The 16,307-nt window shown below is 65.5% G+C and carries 15 protein-coding genes; 7 read left to right on the forward strand and 8 right to left on the reverse strand.

Annotated features, from left to right (window positions below):
- The 4 genes from ACWGTO_RS03880 to ACWGTO_RS03895 are packed head-to-tail and all read right to left on the reverse strand — an operon-like array spanning position 1 to position 3,988.
- On the reverse strand, positions 1 to 924 hold the full coding sequence (locus tag ACWGTO_RS03880) for a polysaccharide deacetylase family protein (RefSeq protein ID WP_454573549.1): 924 nt from the start codon (positions 922 to 924) through the stop codon (positions 1 to 3).
- Positions 925 to 935: 11 nt separating this feature from the next.
- Positions 936 to 1,952, reverse strand: a complete 1,017-nt coding sequence (locus ACWGTO_RS03885; RefSeq protein WP_454573550.1) for an NAD-dependent epimerase/dehydratase family protein — start codon at positions 1,950 to 1,952, stop codon at positions 936 to 938.
- Between the two features lie 30 nt (positions 1,953 to 1,982).
- Entirely contained in the window at positions 1,983 to 2,741 is a 759-nt protein-coding gene (locus ACWGTO_RS03890) for an SDR family NAD(P)-dependent oxidoreductase (protein WP_454573551.1), read from the reverse strand.
- Positions 2,741 to 3,988: an MFS transporter gene (locus tag ACWGTO_RS03895; protein WP_454573552.1), complete on the reverse strand. Its 1,248-nt coding sequence runs from the start codon at positions 3,986 to 3,988 to the stop codon at positions 2,741 to 2,743. Before ACWGTO_RS03895 ends, ACWGTO_RS03890 begins: the two co-directional genes overlap by 1 nt.
- Positions 3,989 to 4,213: 225 nt before the next feature.
- On the opposite strand from ACWGTO_RS03895, the gene ACWGTO_RS03900 reads away from it, so the two are divergent.
- From ACWGTO_RS03900 to ACWGTO_RS03930, 7 genes are read left to right on the forward strand one after another with little or no spacing between them, the layout of a single operon-like run.
- Entirely contained in the window at positions 4,214 to 4,564 is a 351-nt protein-coding gene (locus ACWGTO_RS03900) for a RidA family protein (RefSeq protein WP_140678226.1), read from the forward strand.
- Between the two features lie 24 nt (positions 4,565 to 4,588).
- Positions 4,589 to 6,019: a dihydropyrimidinase gene (gene hydA, locus ACWGTO_RS03905; protein ID WP_454573553.1), complete on the forward strand. Its 1,431-nt coding sequence runs from the start codon at positions 4,589 to 4,591 to the stop codon at positions 6,017 to 6,019.
- Positions 6,004 to 6,930 carry a nitrilase-related carbon-nitrogen hydrolase gene (locus ACWGTO_RS03910; RefSeq protein ID WP_454573554.1) on the forward strand — a complete coding sequence of 309 codons (927 nt, stop codon included), beginning with the start codon at positions 6,004 to 6,006 and terminating at the stop codon, positions 6,928 to 6,930. Before hydA ends, ACWGTO_RS03910 begins: the two co-directional genes overlap by 16 nt.
- Positions 6,923 to 8,251, forward strand: coding sequence for a Coenzyme F420 hydrogenase/dehydrogenase, beta subunit C-terminal domain (locus ACWGTO_RS03915; protein ID WP_454573555.1), 1,329 nt, complete (start codon positions 6,923 to 6,925; stop codon positions 8,249 to 8,251). The genes ACWGTO_RS03910 and ACWGTO_RS03915 overlap by 8 nt, the downstream gene beginning before the upstream one ends.
- Positions 8,248 to 9,411, forward strand: coding sequence for an NAD(P)/FAD-dependent oxidoreductase (locus ACWGTO_RS03920; protein WP_454573556.1), 1,164 nt, complete (start codon positions 8,248 to 8,250; stop codon positions 9,409 to 9,411). The genes ACWGTO_RS03915 and ACWGTO_RS03920 overlap by 4 nt, the downstream gene beginning before the upstream one ends.
- Positions 9,404 to 10,669 carry a hydantoinase/carbamoylase family amidase gene (locus tag ACWGTO_RS03925; protein ID WP_454573557.1) on the forward strand — a complete coding sequence of 422 codons (1,266 nt, stop codon included), beginning with the start codon at positions 9,404 to 9,406 and terminating at the stop codon, positions 10,667 to 10,669. Before ACWGTO_RS03920 ends, ACWGTO_RS03925 begins: the two co-directional genes overlap by 8 nt.
- Positions 10,666 to 11,331, forward strand: coding sequence for a cysteine hydrolase family protein (locus tag ACWGTO_RS03930; protein WP_454573558.1), 666 nt, complete (start codon positions 10,666 to 10,668; stop codon positions 11,329 to 11,331). Before ACWGTO_RS03925 ends, ACWGTO_RS03930 begins: the two co-directional genes overlap by 4 nt.
- On the opposite strand, the gene ACWGTO_RS03935 is transcribed toward ACWGTO_RS03930, so the two are convergent.
- The 4 genes from ACWGTO_RS03935 to ACWGTO_RS03950 are packed head-to-tail and all read right to left on the reverse strand — an operon-like array spanning position 11,316 to position 16,260.
- Complete coding sequence (locus tag ACWGTO_RS03935; protein WP_454573559.1) at positions 11,316 to 12,806, reverse strand: N-acyl-D-amino-acid deacylase family protein; 1,491 nt, start codon at positions 12,804 to 12,806, stop codon at positions 11,316 to 11,318. The two genes, ACWGTO_RS03930 and ACWGTO_RS03935, sit on opposite strands and share 16 nt — an antisense overlap.
- A gap of 5 nt (positions 12,807 to 12,811) precedes the next feature.
- Positions 12,812 to 14,353, reverse strand: a complete 1,542-nt coding sequence (locus ACWGTO_RS03940; protein WP_454573560.1) for a trimethylamine methyltransferase family protein — start codon at positions 14,351 to 14,353, stop codon at positions 12,812 to 12,814.
- A 20-nt stretch (positions 14,354 to 14,373) separates the two neighbouring features.
- Positions 14,374 to 15,342: a D-2-hydroxyacid dehydrogenase gene (locus tag ACWGTO_RS03945; protein ID WP_454573561.1), complete on the reverse strand. Its 969-nt coding sequence runs from the start codon at positions 15,340 to 15,342 to the stop codon at positions 14,374 to 14,376.
- 9 nt (positions 15,343 to 15,351) lie between these two features.
- On the reverse strand, positions 15,352 to 16,260 hold the full coding sequence (locus ACWGTO_RS03950; RefSeq protein WP_454573562.1) for a dihydrodipicolinate synthase family protein: 909 nt from the start codon (positions 16,258 to 16,260) through the stop codon (positions 15,352 to 15,354).
- Positions 16,261 to 16,307 lie beyond the last annotated feature (47 nt).

Below are 16,307 nucleotides of genomic sequence, written 5' to 3' on the forward strand. Positions count from 1 at the left end.
TCAGGCGCGCTGCTCGAAGCCAGCATGGTTCTCCAGCCAGAAGCGGGCGATATCCTCGCGCCGCATGAAGGCAGCAGCCGGTTGTCTCTTAACGTGCTCGATCACTTCGCGCAGCCCCGAGGCACGGTTGGGCTGGCCCATCCAGCGCGCATGGATGCCAATCGTCAGCATGCGGCCACCGGTCTCGTCGGCTTCGTCGAGCATGTAGTCGATGGCCGAGCGGCAATCCTCGGCGAAGTCGCGCGGATTGCTGTAGCCCGGCGCGACGAGGTAGCGGCTGTCGTTGAGCGCCTTGGAATAGGGCACGACCAGGATCTCGGTCCCCTGGTGGTCGAGGAAATACGGCAGGTCGTCATTGCAGGGGTCGGAGTGGTAGAGGAAGCCGCCTTCGCGCACCAAGAGGTCGCGCGTGTTGACGCTCGGCAGCGAACGGCAGTTCCAGCCCAGCGGACGCCTGCCCATCAGCCTCTCGTAGAGCGCAATCGCCTCGTGCAGCTTGCGCTCTTCCTCGCTGCGTTCCATCGTCGTGTAATCGACCCAGCGCAAGCCATGGCCGAGCAGATCGTGCCCGCGCGCGTTTATCCATTCAGCGACCGCCGGGTTGCGCTCCAGCGCGACGGCGCAGGCGGAGACGGTAATCGGGATGTCGTAGCGGTCGAACAGCCGCGCCAGCCGCCAGACACCGGCCCTGCTGCCATATTCGAAATGGGTCTCGGTGCCGAGGTCGCGCACTGGCGGGCTCGTGGCGAGATTGTACTCGCCCCAATTGTCGTTGCGGCCGTCCTCGAGCCAGGAATATTCCGAGCCTTCCTCGTAGTTCAGCACGAGGTTGATGGCGAGCTTGACGCCGCCCGGCCAGGTCATGAAGGGCGGGTTCGAGCCATAGCCGACGAAGTCGCGCGGTTGCTGGAATTCGGTCGGCATCGCTCTGCTCCTCAGCTTTCGTTGGCGGCAATCCAGTCGATGTAATCATGGAAGGCCTGCTTCGCCGGCGTCGGCCGCCAGTCCGTATCGCGCTCGATGCGGGCAAGGTCGTACTCGCCCCACATGCCCGTCTTCAGGGCTGCGTTCATGACTATGTTCGCCGTCTCTTGCGGGCGGACCTCGCTCATCAGGCCGGGGAAACGTTCGGCGGCCCAGCCGATGAAGTCGCCGACGGTCTGCGTGCCGCCGCTGCCGATATTGTAGTGGCGGTAGCGCAAGATCTTGGCATCGAGCAGCGCCATGATTGCCTTGGCGACATCGCTCGACAGCACATAGTCGCCGAGCGGCTCAAGACTGTTCGGCCGTATCGTCTCGTTGCTGAGCGCCATATGCGCGACTCGGTTCGGCAGATGGCGCACATTGCGGCTGCCGGTGACGCGGTCCATCGGCCCATAAACCGAGGACAGACGCACCGAGATGGCCGACAGGCCGAAGAGGTCAGCATAGCGGTTGGTGACCATTTCGGCGGCGAATTTCGAAATGCCGTAAAGCGTCAGCGGCGCGACATAGCCATCCTCGGGCAGCGGCTCGCCGCTCCAGTCCGGCCCGTTATGGCGATAGACCGAGCCGGAGCTGACATAGACGAAACGCTTGATGCCGGGGCGGCCCCGCGCCCATTCCAGCATGCGCACCGTGCCCATCAGATTGACATCAACGATGGCAGCCGGATCGTTGGCCTCGGGCGGTTGTGTCGGGTCGCTCGGGCGCGAATTCGGTGTCACCGTCGCGCCATGGACGATTGCCGTGATGCCATGCGCGTCGAGCGCTGCCGCCCATTGTTTGGGATCCAGTATGTCGGCGGTGAGCACGGTAAGGCGGTCGCGCACCGGCGCGAAGAATTTCTCCGCGATGGCGTCGAGGCCGGAGCGGTCGAGGATCACGGCGCGGGCTTGCGGGTCGCGGGTGAGCCATTCATGGGCCACCACGCTCATGACAAAGCCGGTGCCGCCGGTGACGAGAAGCGTCATGGGATCTCCTGTAGACTCGACCTGTAGAATTCAGCGCGTCGCATAGCCGCCATCCACAAGCAGGTCGGAGCCGGTGACGAAGGACGCATCCCGCGAAAGCAGGAAGACAGCCGCTGCGGCGATCTCCTCCGGTTCGGCGATCCGGCCGAGCAGATGCGCAGGCCCGAGTGTGGCATTGGCGGCCTCGAAATCCGCGAAGCGGCGCAGCAGCCGCGTCGTCGCCACCGCACCCGGCGACAGGCTGTTGACGCGGACCTTGTCGGCGGCGTGGTCGACAGCCATTGCCTTGGCGAGATGGATCAGCCCGGCCTTGGCGGCGCAGTAGGCGACCGCCTTTGTGGTGGCGACGCGACCGAACTGCGAGCCGATGAAGACAACCGAGCCGCCGCCGCTTGCCGCGATCAGCGGCACTGCGTACTTGCTCATCAGGAACGCGCCGGTCAGGCCGACATCGAGTTCGCGCCGCCACGCGCTCTCGTCGAGGTCGACCACAGTGGCGCTGGTCGAAGGGGCGGCGGCATTGTGCACCAGCCCGTCCAGCCGCCCGTATTTTTGTCGCGCGAATTCGACGGCGGCCCGGGCGGAACCACTATCCGTCACGTCGCATTGGCAGGCGGCAGCCGAAGGACCGAGCGTATCGGCAAGCTGCGCTGCCGGCTCGAGATCGTAGTCGGCGCACACAACTTTTGCGCCCTCGGCGCTGCATCGGCCGGCAATCGCCGCGCCGATGCCGCTGGCGGCGCCCGCGATCAGGATGACGCTGTCTTGCAGGCGGCTCATGGCGGTCATTAAACCCGCTCCTCGACGGTTTGCACGATCTTCGCCGCGACCGGCCGGCGCAGGAGATTGTAGCTGGCGGCAAGCGTCACCAGCACCGCGCCGCCGCCAAGCAGCAGGAACATCGCTGGTGCGCCCATATGCGCCATCAATCCGGCGGAAACGCCCGGAGTCGCGACATTGCCGATCGAATAGAGCAAAAGCAGCGTGCCGGAGGCGCCGACCATGTGCCGGCTGTGCAATTGCGATGCGCCGAACGCCATCGCCACCGGATAGATTGTCAGTGCCGTGGCGCCGTAGAGGAAGAACAGCACGAACAGCAGCGGCTCGGAAAAATTGCCAAGCCATGCGATTGCCGCGCAAAGCGCGACCGACAGCAGGCCTTGCGCCAGCAGGATGAGTCGCCTTTCAAAACGGTCCGACAGCCAGCCGACGGGCGTCTGCGCCAGCATGCCGGCAATGCTGATCGTGGTCACGAGCCCGACCGTCGCCCCCGCCGTCAGCCCGATCTGGGTGCCGTAGATCGGAGTCAGCACGAAGATGTTCATGTTGGTGATGCCCCCTTGGAAGATGGCGACCACCGTCACCGGCGCCAGGCGGAACAGCGCCAGCGGGCCGAGGCGTTTGACAGGTCCGCTCGCATGGTCCGGCTCGGCAGGAGAGGCAGGCAGGGCCGGCCAGCGACCGCCAATGAATTTGGAAACCAGTGCCAGCAGCACCATCGCCGTCGCCACCGGGAACAGATGCGGCGATTGCGGCCCAACCAGCGCGACGAGGATCTGGCCGAGCAGTACCGCGATCGCCGTGGTCAGCATGTAGAGCGAGAACAGCACGCCGCGATTGTGCTGCTCGGCATAGAGGTTGATCCAGCTCTCGCAGACCACGAAGAGCGAAGCCATCGACATGCCGCCAAGCAGGCGAAAGCAGATCCAGCTCGGCACGAAATCGGTGAACACGAAACCCATGGCCGCCAACAGCGCCAGCACCAGGACCGCCACGAAGGTGCGCTCGTGGCCGTAATGGGCGACGGCCGGGCGCGTGACCAGACAGCCGACAAAAAAGCCGACGGGATAGGCGGTAAGCACGATCTGGACGACATCGGGCGAAATGCCGGGCTTGCCGAGGTGAAGCGAAACGGCGGTGGTCAGCATGGCGCTGCCGACGCAGGCGAGGCAGATACCGGTCATGATCGGCAGCAGAGCGCGCGAGCGCTCCGCGTTTTGCCACAGCCGCATCGCGGATTGGGCGATCGACCTCATGGCTGCTCCCCTGGCGGCGCCGACGACGACGCCACCCTGAGCGAGAAGCTACACCGGGCAGCATTTGCTGCAAACGAAGATAGATACGGCTATGGCTTTGATTTTTTTGGCCATGCCGGAGACGGAAAGCAGCGTCCAGGCCGCCGGCGGGGCTTTACAGCGGTTTTGTGCCGTCCATACCATAGGCAAGTCGCCGACATCCGCCGACACCCCAGGAGGAGTTCCATGACGATCGAACGTCTTGAAAACGGCCAACGTTTCTGCCGGGTGCTGCGCTACAACGGCACCGTCTATGTCGCCGGCCTGACGGCGGACGACCTCTCCGGCGATACCACCTCGCAGACGAAGCAGATCCTCGCCAAGATCGATGCGCTTCTGGCCAAGGCCGGCAGCGACAAGTCGAAACTGCTCAGCGCCCAGATCTGGCTCCGGGACATCGCCGATTTCGAGATGATGAACACGGCCTGGGATGCCTGGATCGACCGCGGCGCCATGCCGGTGCGCGCAACGGTCGAGGCGCGGCTTGCCGGCGACCAGTATCGCGTCGAGATCATGGTGACGGCGGCTGTCGGCTGAGGCCGATTGGGGTGGGCGAACGAAATGCATGAGGTAGTCATCAAAGGCGGACGCGTCGCGCTCGACGACGGCTGGGCCGACTGCGACATCGGCATCGATGACGGCCGCATCTCAGCCATCGGCAATGGCCTGTCAGGCAAATCGCTGATCGACGCAGCCAAGCGCTGGGTCATGCCCGGCGGCATCGATGCCCATTGCCATCTCGACCAGCCGGTTTGGGGTGGCGCAGGCAATGCCGACGATTTCGAGTCCGGCACCATTTCGGCGGCCTTCGGCGGAACGACCTGCATCGTCCCATTCGGCATGCCGGGTCCTGATATGTCGACGGTCGGTGCCATCGACCGCGCGCTCGATCGCGCGGCGGGCCGCGCGGTGATCGACTACGGACTGCATGCCGTGGTGACCATGGGCACCGGCGCCGATGTCGAGCAGCAGCTCGCCGAGTTGGCCGGCCGCGGCATCGCCTCGGTCAAACTGTTCATGACCTATCAGGGCTTTGCCGTAGACGACGACCTCTTCTTCAAGGTGCTCGATGCCGCCCACACGCTCGGCTGGATTGTCATGGTCCATGCCGAGAACGACGCAGCGATAAGGCGCACGCGCCAGCGGTTGATCGACCTCGGCCGCACCGACATCCGCTACCACGTCGTCGCCCACAGCGAGACCATGGAACGCGAGGCGACGCACCGCGCGCTCGCCTTCGCCGAAATGACAGGCGCGCGCATGACCATCGTCCATGTCTCGTCCTGGCAGTCGGCAGAGGAGGTGGCGCGGGCGCGCGTGCGAGGCGTCGACGCGATTGCCGAGACCTGCCCGCAATATCTCTTCATCGGCGGCGCCGATCTCGATCGCCCCGTGCTCGATGCGGCGCGCTTCGTCTTTTCACCGCCGCCACGTTCGCCGCGCAGCCATGAGCACCTGTGGCGGGCGCTGATCGATGGCGGTATCGATCTCTGGTCTTCCGACCATTCGCCCTACTACTTCGCCGACAAGATCGGCAGATCGCGGACGCCCGATTTCACCACGACGCTGAGCGGCATTCCCGGCATCGAGACCCGTCTGCCGCTGCTGTTCTCGGAAGGTCTGTTGACCGGCCGGCTGACGCTCGACCGCTACCTCGATCTGACATCGCGCAATGCCGCGGCCATCTACGGCTTCGCCGATCGCAAAGGCAGCATAGCGGTCGGTCTCGATGCGGACCTGGCGCTGTGGGATCCCGAAGCCACCTGGACGCTCGGACACGCAGCCTTGCATTCCCGCGTCGACTTCACGCCGTACGAGGGCAGGAGCGTGACGGGCAAGCCGACCACCGTTCTGGTCCGCGGCGTGCCGGTGATCGCCGACGGCGTGCTCAAGGCACAGCCCGGCTTCGGACAATTCGTGGATCGCACCGCAGCCGATCCGGCCCGCTCGGGAAAACCAGTCGAGGAGACGACGCCATGGCTCGATGCCTGACCATAGCGGTCTGCCAGACCGGGCCGATCCAGCGCAGCGCCACGCGCGCCGAGACGGTCGATCGCCTAGTTCATCTTCTGGAGCAATCGGCCGCGGCCGGGGCGGAGATCGCCGTCTTCCCGGAAATGGCACTGACCACCTTCTTCCCGCGCTGGCGCATCGACGGTCAGGCGGAGATCGACGCCTTCTTTGAACAGTCGATGCCCGGCCCGGAAACGGAGCGCCTCTACGATGCCGCCGCGCGTCTGAAAATCGGCTTCGCACTCGGTTATTGCGAACTCGCGCGGGAAGACGGCCGCACGCGCCACTTCAACACCATGGACCTTGTCGGTCCGGATGGGCGCTTCATCGGCCGCTACCGCAAGATGCATGTGCCGGGCTCGGCCGAGCCGGAGGAAGGCACCACCACGCATCTCGAGCGGCGCTATTTCGAACCGGGCAATCTCGGTTTCCCGGTCTTCGACTATGACGGCATCCGCGTCGGCATGGCGATCTGCAACGATCGCCGCTGGCCGGAGACCTACCGCATGCTGTGCCTCAACGGCGCGGAGGTGGCGGTGCTCGGCTACAACACGCCGCTGCTGCTCGACGAGGCGCCGGCGCTGGCGCATCTGAGAATGTTCCACAACCATCTGCCGATGCAGGCCGGCGCCTACCAGAACACGCTGTGGGTGGCCGCGGCCGCCAAGGCCGGGCTCGAAGATGGCCAGGCGCTGATCGGCGGCTCCTGCATCATCGCGCCGACCGGCGAGATCGTGGCACAGGCGATTTCGCTCGGCGACGAAGTCATCGTCTATCGCGCCGACCTCGACCTCATCGCCACCTGCCGGAAGGTGAATTTCGACTTCGCGCTCTATCGGCGTCCCGATCAATATCGCCTGATCAGCGAGCCCGCCGGTTCGCATGTCTGACTTGGGCCCCGACCGATCCCCCGAATGCCTGGAGCCGCAACTGGCCGTCCCGTTGTCGCTCGGCGAGATCGTCGGGAACGGGCTATGCATCGGCTGCGGGCTCTGCCGGTCGCTGGCCGGTCCGGCTGAGATTGATATGATCATGACGCCGGAGGGGCGTCTCCGGCCAGTCGCCCGCGCGGCACTGAGCCATTCGACCCTGACTCGCATCAACGCCGTCTGCCCGGGAACCCGGATCGCCGGACCGCCACCGTCGCAGACGGACACCGCCGCGCTGACGGACACCGTGTGGGGGCCGGCCCATCGGTTGGCCCTTGGCTATGCCGGCGATCCGGCGGTGCGGTTTCAGGCATCGAGCGGCGGCGTGCTCACGGCGCTTGGCCAGTTCCTGCTGACGTCCGGCCGCGTCAACTTCGTCCTTCACGTCTCGGCCTCGCGGACCGCGCCGATGCGCAGTGAGCGGCGGCTGAGCTTCGATGCTGCCTCGGTTCTCGAAGGCGCCGGCTCGCGCTACGGCCCGGTGGCGCCTTTGGAGGATTTTAGCGACATCCTTGCGCGCGGCGAGCCTTTCGCCCTGATCGCCAAGCCTTGCGACATCACCGCCGTGCGCAATCTGGCGCGACATGATTCGCGCGTCGATGAGTTGATGGGCTATGCACTCAGCTTTGCTTGCGGCGGCGCTTCGGACCTGTCGAAATCGGAACAGGTGCTGCAGCGCTTCGGCCTCAGCGAGGATGAGCTCGCGCTGTTCCGCTACCGCGGCTACGGCAATCCCGGCCTCAATCGGATCGAGACCAAGGATGGCCGCGCCTTCCAGCTCACCTACCGCCAGCTTTGGGAAGACGAGAACAAATGGATGATCCAGCCGCGCTGCAAGATCTGTCCCGACGCCATCGGCCAGGTCGCCGATGTCGTCGCTACCGACGCCTGGCTGAATGGCGGGCCGGCGGTCGATGACGAAGCGCTCAACGGCATCATCGTGCGCACAAAGCGCGGCCTGGAACTGTTCGATGCAGCGGTTGCGGCCGGCGCTCTGGCGATAAAGCGCGAGACCAGTTTTGCCGAGCTTGGCGAATTGCAATCGCACCAGACGCGCAAGCGCCGCGCGGTGTGGGCCAGGCTGAAAGGCATCGAGATCGCGGGCAAGCCGGTGCCGGTCGTGACCGATCTTGCCCTGAAGGATTGCGCCCGGCAGAACACGCTGGCCGACAATCTCGCTGAGGGCCGCGGCGCCCGCGACCGCGCCAAACGCGGGCGGCTGGGTGAACCGCGTCCGGTGCCGCGCTGCGAAGCCGTGATGGCGGAGGATGGATTTCCATGAGTGTCGCTGAAGAAACCGATGTGATCGTCATAGGCGGCGGCATGGCCGGCGCCGGCGCAGCCTTCGAGATCAGCCGGTCAGCCAAAGTGGTGCTGCTCGAGCGCGAAAGCCATTGCGGCTACCACACCACCGGACGCTCGGCGGCAAGCTTCACCGAAAACTACGGCAATGGCGTCATCCGCCGCATCGTCCTGGCCAGCCGGTCTTTCCTGACCGACCCGCCGGCCGGCTTTTCCGACTATCCACTGCTCAGCAAGCGCGGCATGATCACGATCGCGCGGGAAGATCAACTCGACCTCTTGCGCCAGGATCTTGAGGCCGCGCAGGCGCTGGTTCCGTCCATCGTCGCCATGACCCCTGCCGAGGCGATCCAGCGCGTGCCGGTGCTGCGCGCCGACTATCTTGCCGGTGCCTATATCGAGCCGCACTCGATGGACATCGACGTCAACGGCCTGCACCAGGGTTTTTTGCGCGGCGCTCGTGCGCGCGGTGCCAGGATCGTCACCAATGCCGGCGTCAACGCCATCGGCCGCCGGAGCGGTCAATGGCGGGTCGAAACCCCGGCCGGAACATTCCTTGCGCCACGCCTCGTCAACGCAGCCGGCGCGTGGGGCGATGAGATCGCTACTATGGCCGGCGTCCACCCGGTCGGCCTGCAGCCGAAGCGCCGCACCGCCTTCAACATTCCCGCGCCCGCCGGCGTCGACATAACGGACTGGCCGCTGGTCCACGATGTCGGCGCCGAATTCTACTTCAAGCCGGATGCCGGGCAGCTGTTCGTCTCGCCGGCCGATGCGACGCTGTCGGTGCCGATGGATGCCTATGCCGAGGACATCGATGTCGCCATCGGCGCCGAACGTCTCGAAAGGGCCACCACGATCGAGGTGCAGCGCGTGTCACGCTCCTGGGCAGGTCTCAGGACCTTTGTCGTCGATGGTTCGCCTGTCGTTGGCCCCGATGACGAGGTGCCGGACTTCATCTGGCTGGTCGGGCAGGGCGGTTACGGCATCAAGACCTCGCCCGCTCTGTCCCGCGTCTGCGCCAGCCTGATCGCCGGCGGTGGCCTGCCGGACGATGTCGCCAGGCAAGGCGTGTCGCTGGCGAACCTCACCCCGCATCGGTTGCGGACCGCTGAGCAGGCTTCCGCGCGTCATGACTGATCTGACGGGCGGCGGCAGGCTGGCGGGGCGTCTGCTGGAGAAGCTGGCGCAAGCCACCACCGATGCGCCGGGCATCACGCGCATCGCCTACGGACCCGGCGAGCGGTTTGCCCACGGTCTGGTGCGCGAGGAAGCGGAAAGGCTCGGCGCGGTTGCGCGCGTCGATGCGGCTGGCAACCTCTATCTGACGCTGAAAGGCCGCGACCCGGCTCTGCCGGCAATCGTCATCGGCTCGCATCTCGACAGCGTGCCGCATGGCGGCAATTTTGATGGCGCCGCCGGTGTCGTGGCCGGGCTTGCAGTGATGGCCGAAATGGTCGGGCAAGGCATGCCGCGGGACCTGATCGTACTGGTAACGCGCGCTGAGGAAGCGGTGTGGTTTCCGCTGTCCTATCCCGGCAGCCAGGCCGCACTCGGCCTGCTGGAGCCGGCGGCGCTGGAAGCAAAACGGTCGGACAGCGGACGCACCCTTGCCGATCACATGCGCGAGGAAGGCTTCGGCCCCGATGCCGTCAGGCGCGGCGTGTCGGGCATCGATGCCGACCGCATCGCCGCTTTTGTCGAAGTCCATATCGAGCAAGGACCGCGCCTGGTCGCCGCCGGCGTGCCGGTAGGCATCGTCACCGGCATTGCCGGCGGCTTCCGCTATGTCGATGCCAAATGCTTCGGCGCCTATGCCCATTCCGGCGCCGAGCCACGCTTTGCCCGGCACGACAGCGTGCTCGGTTTCGCCGATCTGGTCGCCGGCCTCGAAGCCGAATGGGACGCGCTTGAGCGCGACGGCCACGAAGCGACCATCACCTTCGGTCGTGTGCAGTCTGATCCAAGCCAGCATGGCGGCAGCCGCGTGCTTGGCGAACTCGGTTTCACCCTCGATGTGCGCAGCGCCGACGCCGCTGTTCTGGAGCGGATCGAGGCGCGTCTGCACGCGCTCTTCGCGGAGGTTGGCGCGAAACGCGGGGTCACCTTCGAAGCCGGTCCGTACTTTACCTGGGAGCCCGCCACCATGTCGCCGGCGCTGATCGCAAGGCTGGATCGCGCTGCCGCCGATTTGCAAATGCCGGCACCGCATGTGCCAAGCGGGGCGGGGCACGATGCCGCCACCTTTGCCGGCGCCGATATTCCGACCGCCATGCTGTTCGTACGCAACGAGAATGGCAGCCACAATCCGCATGAGGCGATGGAGATCGCCGACCTCGACCAGGTGATCCGACTGCTCCTGCGTTTCGTCACCGACTTCGACAAGGACCAGCCATGAACCTCGCTGCAACGGCCTTACTTGTCATAGACTTGCAGAACGAATATCGGCCCGGCGCCGCCTGGCCGGTCGTCGGCTACGACACGGTGCTCGCCAACGCCGCCCGTCTGATCGAAGCCGCCCGCGCCGCAAGAGTCCCCGTCATCCACGCGCAGGCTTGGGTGAAGCCGGAGGAACGCGGCGGCTATGCCAGGCAGGAAGAAATCCTCACCGAGGAATTTCGCTCCGCTGTTGCGGGCAGCGAAGGCGCCGACATCTGCACCGAAGTCGCGGCGCTGTCTGGCGACATCGTCATCCCCAAGCACTGGCCGAGCGCCTTTCGCCGCACCGACCTTTCGCAGAGGCTTGCCGATCTCAAAATCGAAAACCTTGTTGTCACCGGCGTGCTCACCGACAGCTGCGTCACTGAAAGCGTGTTCGACGCGGTCTATCAGGGTTTTCGCGTCTGGCTGGTCAAGGAGGCCTGCGGCAGCATGAGCGAAGCCATGCACCGCACCGGCATGCTCGACATGGCCAACCGCCTCTATGGCGGCGGCATACTGCGCATGCCTGAGGCGTTGAAGGCGCTCGCCGGCCAGAGTTTTGACGGCTGGCGCTGCACACGACCGGTGGAATTCGCCTACACGCTGGAAACCGTCGACCGGCTCTACGAAGCGCTGTGATCGACGCCGCAGCCGCAGGCACTTTTAACGATCTTCTTTGAAGCGCTGGGTTTGAGCACCGCACCCGGCAGCGCTCCAGTCGCCTTGCCGCCACTCCACACACTGATGCCATTGACGAACACATGTTCGATGCCGACGGCGGCTTGGCGCGGCCTTTCGAAAGTCGCGGTGTCGATGATCGTCTGCGGGTCGAACACTGTCAGATCGGCGAAATTGCCGACCGTCAACATGCCGCGCTGCTCAATGCCGAATTCACGCGCCGGCAGACCCGTCATGCGATGCACCGCCTGTTCCAGGCTGAACAGGCCGACATCCCTGGCATAGTGGCCGAGCACGCGCGGAAACGTCCCCCACAGGCGCGGATGCGGGTGGGTGTCGTGCGGCAGCCCGTCCGAACCGATCATGGTGCGTGGATGCGCGATGATGGTGCGGACATCGTTCTCGTCGAGCTGGAAATAGACTGCGCCGGCCGGCAGCAGGCGCTCGCCGGCCTCACGTTCGCTGCACTTCCATTCGCGGGCGATATCGGCAATCTCGCGATTGGCCATTTCTGGATGCGGCGTCGACCAGGTGATGAGGACCTTCAGCCCGGTGTCGCAGCGCTCCAGCCGCAGCACGGTCGAGCTCGCCGCATAGGGATATACATCCATGCCGATGTCCATCGTCTCGCGCGCTTGGTCGATCCGTTGAAGGGAAGGGCCGCTCTTGCCGAAATTTGCGCGCCCCGTGCACTGGTGATGCGAGATGAACAGCTTGCCGCCGGCATGGCCGGCAATGTCGATGGCCTCCTCGATCGCCTCGTCCATCGTCTCGAAATAGTTGCGCGTATGGGTGACGTACGGCCCGCCGAGGCTTGCCGCCGTCGCCGCCAGCGCCTTCACTTCCTCGGTTGAGGATTTCACAGCCGGCGGATAGTCGAGCCCGGTGCTGAGACCGAACGCGCCCTCGGCCATTGCTTCGACGACTGCTTCTTGCATCGCCGCCGTTTCCGCCGCGTTGGCCGGACGGTCGGTCACCGGCATGCAGCGCTGGCGCAAGGTGGTGTGGCCGACGAGCAAAGCCGCGTTGGTGGCGATACCGCGCTGCTTCAGCTCCGCGACGTAATCGGCAAAGCGGTTGAAACGAAAATTCTCCTGGCCGCCGACCAGCGTGAACGGCGGCGGCGGTGCGCGGTCGAGCAGTAGCGGCGCCAGGCTGGTGCCGCAATTGCCGGCGATCACCGTGGTCACGCCCTGGCTGACCTTCGGTACCATGCCATCGGGCGCAAGCAGTGCGCCGTCATCATGGGTGTGCACGTCGATGAAGCCCGGCGCGACGATCTTGCCAGCAGCGTCGATCTCTTGTGCACCACGTGCGTCGCCGAGGTCGCCTATGGCGGCGATTCTGTCGCAGTCGATGGCGAGATCGGCCGCGAAGCGATCGGAACCGTCGCCTGAAATCAGCGTCGCGTTACGGATGACGAGATCGTATGGCATGGCTGTCAGCCGTCCGGATTGGCGGCGATCTCCTCGCGGCGGCGCGCGACATAGGCGTCGAGCTCCTCGCGGACCGCAGGATCCATCACCGGCTCCTCATAGTCATGCAGCGCCTGCTGCCAGAGCTCGGTGGCGCGCTCCAGCGCATCCTTGCCGCCGGCTTCCTCCCAGGCGCCGTGGTTCTGCCAGTTCGACAGCATCGGCTGGTAGAAGGCGGTGGTGTAGCGCGACATTGTGTGTTCGGCGCCGAAGAAATGGCCGCCGGCCGGCACCGACTTGATGGCTTCGAATCCGAGATCGTCTTCCTGGAACGGCAGCGGCCGCAGGAACTCCATCATGTTCTGCAGGATCTCGACGTCGAGCACGAGCTTTTCGTAGGACGCCGTCAGCCCGCCTTCGAGCCAGCCCGCCGCGTGATAGATCAGATTGGCGCCGCCGAGCACCGCGCCCCATGTCGCCATCTCCGTCTCGTAGGCCGCCTGCAGATCGACGACGTTCGAGGCGTTCGCGTTGGAGGTGCGGTAGGGCAGATTGTAGCGCCGCGCCAATTGTCCGGCGATGATGTTGGCCTTGGCATTCTCCGGTGTGCCGAAGGCCGGCGCGCCCGACTTCATATCGACATTGGAGGTGAACGCACCGTACATCACAGGCGTGCCTGGATTGACCAGCTGCGTCAGCACCACGCCGAACAACGCTTCGGCGTTTTGCTGGCAAAGGGCCGCTGCCAGCGTCACCGGCGTCATCGCGCCCATCAGGGTGAAGGGGGTGACCGTCACCGGCTGGCCGTGCTCGGCCATCGCAATCAGGCCTTCGGCCATGGCATCGTCGAACAGGCGTGGCGAGTTGATCGAGATGATCGTCGTCACACCGGGCGAAGCCCGCATCTCCTCGAGGCTGATGCCGCGCGCAATGGCCATCATGTTGATGCCGTCCATCGCCCGGGCGCGGCCGATCGCCGTGCAGTGGAAGGAGAGATCGCTCAGCGTCAGATTGGCATAATAGGTGTCGAGATGGCGCGCATTGGCCGGCAATTCCATCGGCGCCACCACCTGGTTGCCGATGATGTGGATGGCGTTGAAGTGGTGCGCCAGCCGGATGAAGTTCTGGTAGTCGGGCAAATTGCCCTGCCGGCGACCATTGATGCGGTCATGGACATTGGGCGGACCGGCGACCAGGCCGAACACCAACGATCTGCCGCCGAGATGCACCTGCTTTTCGGGATTACGGCTGGTCAGCGTGAAGGAGGACGGTACCGCGCGCAACGCTTCGGTGACCAGGCTTTCGTCGATCCTGATGGTCTTTTCCTCGCGGTCGACGATGGCGCCGGCGGCGGCAAACAGATCCATCACCTTTTCGCTCATCACGCGGATGCCGAGCTCCGACAGGATGCGCATCGAGGTGTCGTGCAGCTGCTGCATCCGATCCTCGTCCAGCAATTGCATCGGTGGATAGGGGTTTTCGACATGCTGCCATGGCAGTTGCGCGATGCCGCCGCCGCTTCGCCCGAGCTTCGATCGGCGGCCACCGCCGCGCCTGTCCTGGTTCATCTCTATCGTCCCCTCCCGGGTTAGTAGCCGCGTTCCGGATTGACTGTGTTTTCCAGTTGTTGGCCGCTGCGGTAACGCTTCAGATTGTCGGCGAACATGCGCACCGATTTGACGTCCCAGCCCTCGTAGACGGCTGCGCAATGCGGCGTGATGGCGACGTTGTCGTAACCCCACAAAGGATGGTCCGCAGGCAGCGGTTCGGCTGTGAAGACATCGAGCGCAGCGCCCTTGATCCGCTTGCCGTCGAGGGCTTCGAGCAGTGCTGCTTCCTCGGTCACTCCACCGCGCGAAATATCGATCAGCACGGCGGACGGTTTCATCGCGGCGAAGGCTGCCTTGCCGAGCAGGCCACTCGTGCTGGCCAGCAGCGGTACGCAGCAGACGATGAAGTCGGCGCGACCGAGCAGGGCAAGCAAGGCATCCGGGTCGTGCACCTCGTCGAGGCTGGGCATCGGCTTTGGCCGGGCGCGGATACCGAGTGTTTCCATGCCCATCGCCTTGGCGCGCCCGGCGACTGCCGTGCCTGTTTTGCCAAGGCCGATGACGAGGATCGTCTTGCCTTCGATCGGCTCGACGCGGCCACCGCCCCACTGGCGCGCCAGCTGGCGGCGCTCAAAACCGCGCAGGTCGAGCGAGAAGGACAGCATGGCGCCCAGCGCATATTCCGCCAGCATGCCGGCGGCGACGCCGGCCGAATTGGTCACCGTGACGCGCGCCGGATCCCAGCGTCCGAGATGATCGGTTCCCGAACCGCCGACCGATACCCACTTTACCGTGGCGCTCGCGACAAGAGCTTGGCGCGGAAAGCGTGGCGTGCCGTCGAAGCGGACGGTGTAGACCACCTCGGCTGAAGTCTGCTCGATCAGGGCCGGCAAGGCCGCATAGGTATCGCAGGCGTGGACGGGGAGATCCGGATGCGTCTCCCCAAGCACCGCCATCGCTGCGGCCGGCCGGTCGGTGTGCAGGATGACGGTAGGGCGAGCCGACATTCTTGCGCCTCAGTTGCGTCCAATATGATCGGCCAGAGGGCCGAGCGCCGTGAGCAGCGCCTTGCCGCTTTCCAGCGTTGCATTCTCGTGCGGTGCGCGCAGGTTCAGCCAGCGCTGGTCGCCGGAGCGCACCGCCAGCACCGCCTTCATCGCCGGGATCAGGCCGGCATCCTGAATGATTTTGCGGAATGCCTTGATCGCCGCATCCGCTTCGCTGACGTCCTTGCCTGCTATGGTTGCGTCGTAAAGCGCCCGGATGGCGGCGGCGTTGAGATTGACGGTCGCCGAGATGCAGCCCGCCGCGCCACTGGCCAGCCCCTTGGTGAGCTGTGCCTCCGAGCTTGGGAACACCGCGACATCTGGTGCGGCGGCAATCACCGCCGCCGTGTTGTTCCAGTCGCCGGCGCTGTCCTTGTAGGCGACCACCGTTTCCGGAAACGCCGCGCTCAGCCGCGCGGTCAGAGCCGGGCTGACCGGCACGCCGGAGTTCTGCGGGATGTGGTAGAGGATCATCTTCAGAGCCGGACTGGCCACCCGCTCTATCAGCTCGCTGTAGTAGCGCGCCTGGCCGTTGTCGCCGGCCGCGGTGTAGAAGAACGACGGCAGCACCATCACCCCGGCGCAGCCGAGGCCGACCGCATGCTTCGACAATTCGACCGTTTCGGGCAATGCGGTGACGCCAGTGCCGGGCATCATCCGGGCAGGCGAAATGCCTGATGCAACCAGCCATTCCAGCGCCTGCATGCGTTCGCCCAGCGAGAGCGACAGCGCCTCACCCGTGGTGCCGAAGGGCGACAGGAAATGCGCGCCTTGGTCCAGCACCCATTTGGCGTGTGAGATCCAGAGATCGCGGGCGATGCGGCCATCGTTCTCGAACGGCGTCAGGATCGGGGCGATGGTTCCTTGCGGGCGGGTCATGTAGGTCTTTCTATCGATGAGGGAAGTTCGTCATCGCAGGTATGGAG

Source organism: Mesorhizobium sp. PL10 (assembly GCF_053714315.1).

What these genes read in the sequence shown, in the direction of transcription:
- ACWGTO_RS03885 (WP_454573550.1), bottom strand. Translation starts at nt 1,952, where the DNA reads ATGACGCTTCTCGTCACCGGCGGCACCGGCTTTGTCATGAGCGTGGTG.
- ACWGTO_RS03910 (WP_454573554.1), top strand. Translation starts at nt 6,004, where the DNA reads ATGGCTCGATGCCTGACCATAGCGGTCTGCCAGACCGGGCCGATCCAG.
- ACWGTO_RS03930 (WP_454573558.1), top strand. Translation starts at nt 10,666, where the DNA reads ATGAACCTCGCTGCAACGGCCTTACTTGTCATAGACTTGCAGAACGAA.
- hydA (WP_454573553.1), top strand. Translation starts at nt 4,589, where the DNA reads ATGCATGAGGTAGTCATCAAAGGCGGACGCGTCGCGCTCGACGACGGC.
- ACWGTO_RS03925 (WP_454573557.1), top strand. Translation starts at nt 9,404, where the DNA reads ATGACTGATCTGACGGGCGGCGGCAGGCTGGCGGGGCGTCTGCTGGAG.
- ACWGTO_RS03880 (WP_454573549.1), bottom strand. Translation starts at nt 924, where the DNA reads ATGCCGACCGAATTCCAGCAACCGCGCGACTTCGTCGGCTATGGCTCG.
- ACWGTO_RS03920 (WP_454573556.1), top strand. Translation starts at nt 8,248, where the DNA reads ATGAGTGTCGCTGAAGAAACCGATGTGATCGTCATAGGCGGCGGCATG.
- ACWGTO_RS03895 (WP_454573552.1), bottom strand. Translation starts at nt 3,988, where the DNA reads ATGAGGTCGATCGCCCAATCCGCGATGCGGCTGTGGCAAAACGCGGAG.
- ACWGTO_RS03945 (WP_454573561.1), bottom strand. Translation starts at nt 15,342, where the DNA reads ATGTCGGCTCGCCCTACCGTCATCCTGCACACCGACCGGCCGGCCGCA.
- ACWGTO_RS03940 (WP_454573560.1), bottom strand. Translation starts at nt 14,353, where the DNA reads ATGAACCAGGACAGGCGCGGCGGTGGCCGCCGATCGAAGCTCGGGCGA.
- ACWGTO_RS03890 (WP_454573551.1), bottom strand. Translation starts at nt 2,741, where the DNA reads ATGACCGCCATGAGCCGCCTGCAAGACAGCGTCATCCTGATCGCGGGC.
- ACWGTO_RS03950 (WP_454573562.1), bottom strand. Translation starts at nt 16,260, where the DNA reads ATGACCCGCCCGCAAGGAACCATCGCCCCGATCCTGACGCCGTTCGAG.
- ACWGTO_RS03935 (WP_454573559.1), bottom strand. Translation starts at nt 12,806, where the DNA reads ATGCCATACGATCTCGTCATCCGTAACGCGACGCTGATTTCAGGCGAC.
- ACWGTO_RS03900 (WP_140678226.1), top strand. Translation starts at nt 4,214, where the DNA reads ATGACGATCGAACGTCTTGAAAACGGCCAACGTTTCTGCCGGGTGCTG.
- ACWGTO_RS03915 (WP_454573555.1), top strand. Translation starts at nt 6,923, where the DNA reads ATGTCTGACTTGGGCCCCGACCGATCCCCCGAATGCCTGGAGCCGCAA.